At 60.6% G+C, this 5,447-nt stretch carries 4 protein-coding genes; 2 read left to right on the forward strand and 2 right to left on the reverse strand.

Annotation, left to right across the window (positions count from 1 at the left end; translation table 11 throughout):
- Together AC6FTP_RS25195 and AC6FTP_RS25200 are read left to right on the forward strand one after the other, a co-directional pair.
- Positions 1-898: sulfatase-like hydrolase/transferase (locus AC6FTP_RS25195; RefSeq protein ID WP_497209661.1), on the forward strand; the 898-nt coding region annotated here is incomplete at its 5' end.
- Between the two features lie 19 nt (positions 899-917).
- On the forward strand, positions 918-2,234 hold the full coding sequence (locus AC6FTP_RS25200; protein ID WP_497209662.1) for a sulfatase-like hydrolase/transferase: 1,317 nt from the start codon (positions 918-920) through the stop codon (positions 2,232-2,234).
- Between the two features lie 8 nt (positions 2,235-2,242).
- Here AC6FTP_RS25200 and AC6FTP_RS25205 read toward each other — a convergent pair whose 3' ends face one another.
- Positions 2,243-4,351 carry an alpha/beta hydrolase family protein gene (locus AC6FTP_RS25205; RefSeq protein ID WP_497209663.1) on the reverse strand — a complete coding sequence of 703 codons (2,109 nt, stop codon included), beginning with the start codon at positions 4,349-4,351 and terminating at the stop codon, positions 2,243-2,245.
- A gap of 34 nt (positions 4,352-4,385) precedes the next feature.
- Positions 4,386-5,447: sialidase family protein (locus AC6FTP_RS25210; RefSeq protein WP_497209664.1), on the reverse strand; the 1,062-nt coding region annotated here is incomplete at its 5' end.

A 5,447-nucleotide genomic window follows, 5' to 3' on the forward strand; every position in this document is an offset into this window, starting at 1 on the left:
GGACCATTTTTTTGAGCCGCTCTTTGAGCGGCCCCCACCATGCGAAGCGTTGTGTTTTCATCGGTCGCCTTATTTACACCACCCCTTCAACTTTGCCAATCGACAGGTTTTCAAACACGGCCTAGCCTTCAATGCCGTCCACACGCCCATGCAGGCCACGCCGGAGCGCCTCGCGAAGATGGTCGCCATCACCGACAAACAGCGCCGCACCTACGCGGCGATGATGCTCGCCATGGACGATGCCATCGGCGTCGTGCGCGCCAAGCTCGCCGCCACCGGCCAGGAGCAAAACACCCTCGTCACCTTCATCAGTGACAATGGCGGCCCGACCATGGAAGGCGTGACCGTCAATGGCTCGAACAACGCCCCCTTGCGCGGCAGCAAACGCACCACGCTCGAAGGCGGCATCCGTGTCCCCTTCCTCATGAGCTGGCCTGCCAAACTGAAGCCCGGTGTCTATGAAAAGCCCGTCATCCAGCTCGATCTCACCGCTACGGCGCTCATCGCCTCCGGTCATGAAAGCACCGGCGATGGCGTGAATCTCCTGCCTCATCTCCTCGGCGAAAAAGCCGAGGCTCCGCACGACGCCCTCTACTGGCGCTTCGGTGAGCAAACCGCCATCCGCATGGGTAATTTCAAACTCGTCCGCTACGACGCTGCTGCCGAGGGTGGCTCGGGCACTGTCCTCGGCCCAAAGCTCTACAACCTCAGCACCGACATCGGCGAAGCCAAAGACCTCGCCGCCGAGATGCCTGACAAAGTCAAAGAGCTGCAAGCCAAGTGGGACACCTGGAATCAGGGCAACGTCGCCCCGCTCTGGGGTGGCAAAGAGAAGCGAGCCAAAGGCAAAGGCGGGAAAGGCATGAAGAAAAAGAAGAAGTCCGCTGCAGCTCAATAACTCAACTCATTCGCACTTCATGAAACGCCTTCTTTTCACGATCTTCCTCTCCGCGCTCAGCCCTCTGCTCTCCGCAGAAAAGCCGAACATCGTCATCTTTTACCTCGATGACATGGGCTGGGCACAACCCGGCGCTTATGGGGGCAAACTCGCCCCCACGCCGAACATGGACTCACTCGCGACGAACGGCGTGCGCTTCACAAATGGCTACTCCAGCGGCTGCGTGTGCTCGCCAGGTCGTGTCGGCCTGATGACCGGCCGCTACCAGGCCCGCACCGGTCACGATGCCAACCCGACGCGCGAAGGCCGCGAGCTGCTGCTCAGCGAGAAGACCATGGCACAGCACTTGAAGCCAGCGGGCTACACCACCGGCATCGTCGGCAAATGGCACCTTGGTGACACGAGCGCCGAGTTCATGCCGCTTTCACGAGGCTTTGACTTCGCCATGGGCACCGTCGGCAATCTTGGCGAGGGCAAAGGGCCGTCGTTTTACCGCGGCAACGAACTTGTGAAGGAACTCGAAGGTGAGCCCGTCACCTCGCCCGTCTATGCACGCGAGGCCTGCGGCTTCATCGACAGCAACAAGGACAAGCCCTTCTTCCTCTACCTCTCCTTCAACGCCGTACATGCGCCCATCGTCGCCTCGCCGAAGTGGCTGGAGAAGTTCCAGCACCTCGACAAACGCGAGCAAGCCTACGCCGCCCTCATTGGCGAAGCGGACGAAGCCATCGGCACTGTTTTGACCAAGCTGCGCGACCTGAAGCTGGAAGAAAACACCCTCATCTTCTGCATCAGCGACAACGGCGGCGCGTCTCCGATCTCCGAGCAGATGGGCCTGCGCGGGCACAAGTGGTTCGTCTGGGAAGGCGGCATCCGCGTCACCTGGATGGCGCAGTGGAAAGGCCGCATCCCCGGCGGACGAGTCGTCAATGATCCCGTCATCCAGCTCGATGTCCTGCCCACCGCGCTCGCCGCCGCCAATGCCGCATCGCTCGTGGAAACTCTCGATGGCGTGAACCTCCTGCCGCTCCTCGAAGGCAAGACCGACAAGCTCGCGCCACGCGAACTCTTCTTCCGCTTCGGCGTCCAGCACGCCGTGCGTCAGGGCGACTGGAAGCTCGTGAAAGCCAGCAAAGACATGCAGCCCATGCTCGTGAACCTCGCCACCGATCCCGGTGAGCAAAAGGACCTCTCCGCCGAAAACCCCGCGAAGAAAGCCGAGCTGCAAACCCTCTGGGAAAAGTGGGATGCCTCCATGCAACCCCCACGCTGGGAAGACCAGCGCTGGAACGGCGACGAGAAGCGCAAAGAGAAGAAGAAAAAGGGGAAGAAGTGAGCCAAAGCTCACTTCACTGCCCGCCCCATGCCGTCTGCGGGCTCGATGAGGGTGACACGATCTTTGCCAGCCATCTCGATGAGCTCGGGCAGGTCATAGTGCCGGAGCACGCCGTGCACGGTATTCACGAGCTGGTCGAAGTTTTCGTCGGCGACCATAAGTGACTGCCAGGAGGGAATCATCTGCCGAAGCGTGATGGATGTGAAAGCATCGCGATCCAGAGCAGCAGCGTGAAGGGCAGGAATCGCCGCCTCGCCGATGGCGATGAGTTGCACGTCAGCGGCCTTGGACTTGAGGAAGCGTGTCCAGCGCTGCACGTCGCCCGTTCTCATGCCGACGTAGCTTTTGCCCATGAGATATGCGGTGAGAGTTTCGAGGTTGTCGCGACCAAACTTTCCCGCGCCGAAGCCTTTCTTCCGCAATCCTGTCTCCGTTTCGCCGATGCCGCGAAGTTCAGCAACGAGGACAAGGTGGCCTTGCTTCACCAGTATATCGATGGGACCGCCGGGGGCGGCGTCTTGCTTCAGGCTGGTGCCGTGGAGATAGAGCACCGCTTTGCCGCTGGGTGTCTTCGGTTCAAAGAGCAACGCGGGAAGTTTCAGGCCTGTGTCGGCCGTGAGCGAGAGTTTGAGGATCGTGCAGTCGTCGCGATCGATTTTGCCATGCATCTCGGGCTGCGCGTCACTTGAGGCCCAATTGTATTCCAAGCCGATGGTTTCACGAACGAGCTGACGCTTCGCATCATCATATAACTCGCTCCAGGCTTTGCTGCGCGCTGTTTTCAGCGTTGCAGCGGTTTCGGCATTGATCTGGAAGACGGACCGCTCGCCTGGCATGAGCAGCACCTGGCCCTTCGGCGTGCATTGCAGTTGCTCCGGCGTCCAGTCAGGCTGGTTGTACTCACGCAGTTGCTCGTCGGTCAGTGAGTCAGGCAGGGACTCAACCTCACGGATGACAACTTCTTTGCCAAGCAGCCAGCGGCTCATGAAACGCGCCACCGCTTCACGCAGTTGAATGGTGAAACCGTGCGGCGCATCCGGCGCGGCGATGTCCATGCGCTCCGGGTAGCCGAGGCGCGAGTAAAAGCGCTTCGCATCACGAAACACGTCCATCGTGCCCGCGAAGTCGAAGGTGACATCCCGTGTGCCCGCGCAGATGAGCGTGGGCTTCGGTGCGCGCATGATGCAGTAGTCCGCCTCGTCCATGCCGAAGGCGATCTGGCCGAAGATATTCTGCTCGCCATCCTGCGGGCCTTTGGTGTCGATCAGCTTCCTAAAGGTCGTCAGGAAGCAGCCCGGTGCTGCGGCGACGATGCGATCATCCAGCGCCATGAGATACGCCGTCTCCGTGCCGCCGCCGGAGTTGCCCGTGCAGCCGATCTTGTCGGCGATGATGTCTTTGCGGCTTTGCAGGTAGTCGATCACGCGCATGCCGTCCCAGATGCGAAACTGCGCCACATTTGCGCCGATCAAAGCGCTGCTGATGCCCATCATCGTGTGCTCCGTCGTACACATCAGCCGCACATTCGGATGTGGCGTGGGCACATGCGCCGCATCATCAAAGGTCTTCCGCTGCTGTGTGGGATCGAGCATCTGATAGCGCTCGCCCTGGCCGACGGGATCGTAGCACATCGCCGCCATGCCATGCTTCGCCAGCAGGATCGACGCACGCTGATACTGCCCCACCGCCTTCCCCTCATGACTGTGCCCGCACGGCACCAGCACCGCAGGCCATGGCGCTGGCGACTCTGGCAAATACAAATTCCCCGTCACATGAAACCCAGGGCGGCTCTCGAACATGATCTTCTCCACGCGATAGCCCTTCCCCTGCAACGTGCCGACCACCTGCGCCTTCAACGGTGTGCGCTCGGGCAGTCCGCCGATCTGCTTGAGAAAAAACGCCTTCCGTTCCGCCTGCCACGCGCGCATCGCAGCCTCGCTCTTGATCATCTTTTCAAACGCCTCACTACGGCGATCCACCATCGTATAAAACTCCTTCTTCAGCCAGACTTCGAGCTGCTGATCCGGCGTGATGCCTTCCTGGGTTGCTTTGAGAACAGTGAGATCTTCAGCGGCAAGCGCAGATGACAGACAGAGAAGGGCAATGAGGCATCGCATGACATCCATACGCCGCTTCGAGCCAAGACCTTTGTCATGGACCGACCACGACATCCGCACTACTCGCCACCGCCGAAACGCGGCCCTCGCGATCCACCGAAGCGATTTCAAACCGGTAGCTGCCGCCCATGACAAGCTGCCGACTGAGATCGAGCTTGGTCGCCGTCGTTTGGATCACGGCATGAGGATAGATCTCCGTGTCAGTGTAGCCTGCGCCAGGCTTGATCAAAACCGGCGTCACTCGATAGCCCGCCGCCGATCCTGACCAGGACAGCACACCTTTGGTAAACGTGATCCCCGTCGGCGCGGCCAAGTCCTTCGTCATCACATTCGGTGCATGAAGCTTCACCCTCCACGCGTCGATGCGGCGGTTTGCGGGCGTGATGATGACCAGCGAATCTTTGCCCGTGACCGTCATGCCTGCATTGCCGCCGCATAAGCTGGTGAGAATGTGCGCGGGGCTCCATTCGCGCCCACTGCCATCGGTAGAGAGGTAAAGGCGGCAGTGATTTTTCGAGTGTGCTGTGAGCAGCGCGAGCGTTCCAGTCGGCAAGAGCTGCAACGTCGGCAACTTGCCTGCGATAGGCAGCTTTTCCGGTGCTGACCATGTCTTGCCGCGATCCGCAGAACTCAAGCTCACGAGCGATGCCTTCGCGCTGCTGCCTGTGCGCACGATGGCCAGCCAGTCGCCACTTTTCGTCGGCGAAACCGTCGTTTCGAGCCACGGCGTCATCACTGGTGCGCCTGCCTTCACCATCGCCGCCGCCGTCGTGATGCTCGAAAGCACCGTCCAATGCCTCCCACGATCCGATGAGGTTAAAAGCAGCGCGTGATTGCCATGCTTGCCCCATGCATACGCGGGCATGAAAAACACTCCCTTTTCATCCTCGAACGTGTGAGGCAGCGGTCGTGCGATGACGCCAAACTCGGCCGGGCAATCGATAACGGCTGTCTCAGACTGCCAGGTGCGGCCCTGATCCTTCGAGACCGCGATCTGATAAGCATCCGCAGGCACATCCTTCGCCGTGATCTCGCCGCGCTTCTTCGGATCAGGCACCCAGCGGATGCCAAACGCGAGCAGATCGCCATTGCGCAG

The organism is Prosthecobacter sp., assembly GCF_044378005.1.
Taxonomy (GTDB): domain Bacteria; phylum Verrucomicrobiota; class Verrucomicrobiia; order Verrucomicrobiales; family Verrucomicrobiaceae; genus Prosthecobacter.

What these genes read in the sequence shown, in the direction of transcription:
- AC6FTP_RS25200 (WP_497209662.1), top strand. Translation starts at nt 918, where the DNA reads ATGAAACGCCTTCTTTTCACGATCTTCCTCTCCGCGCTCAGCCCTCTG.
- AC6FTP_RS25205 (WP_497209663.1), bottom strand. Translation starts at nt 4,351, where the DNA reads ATGCGATGCCTCATTGCCCTTCTCTGTCTGTCATCTGCGCTTGCCGCT.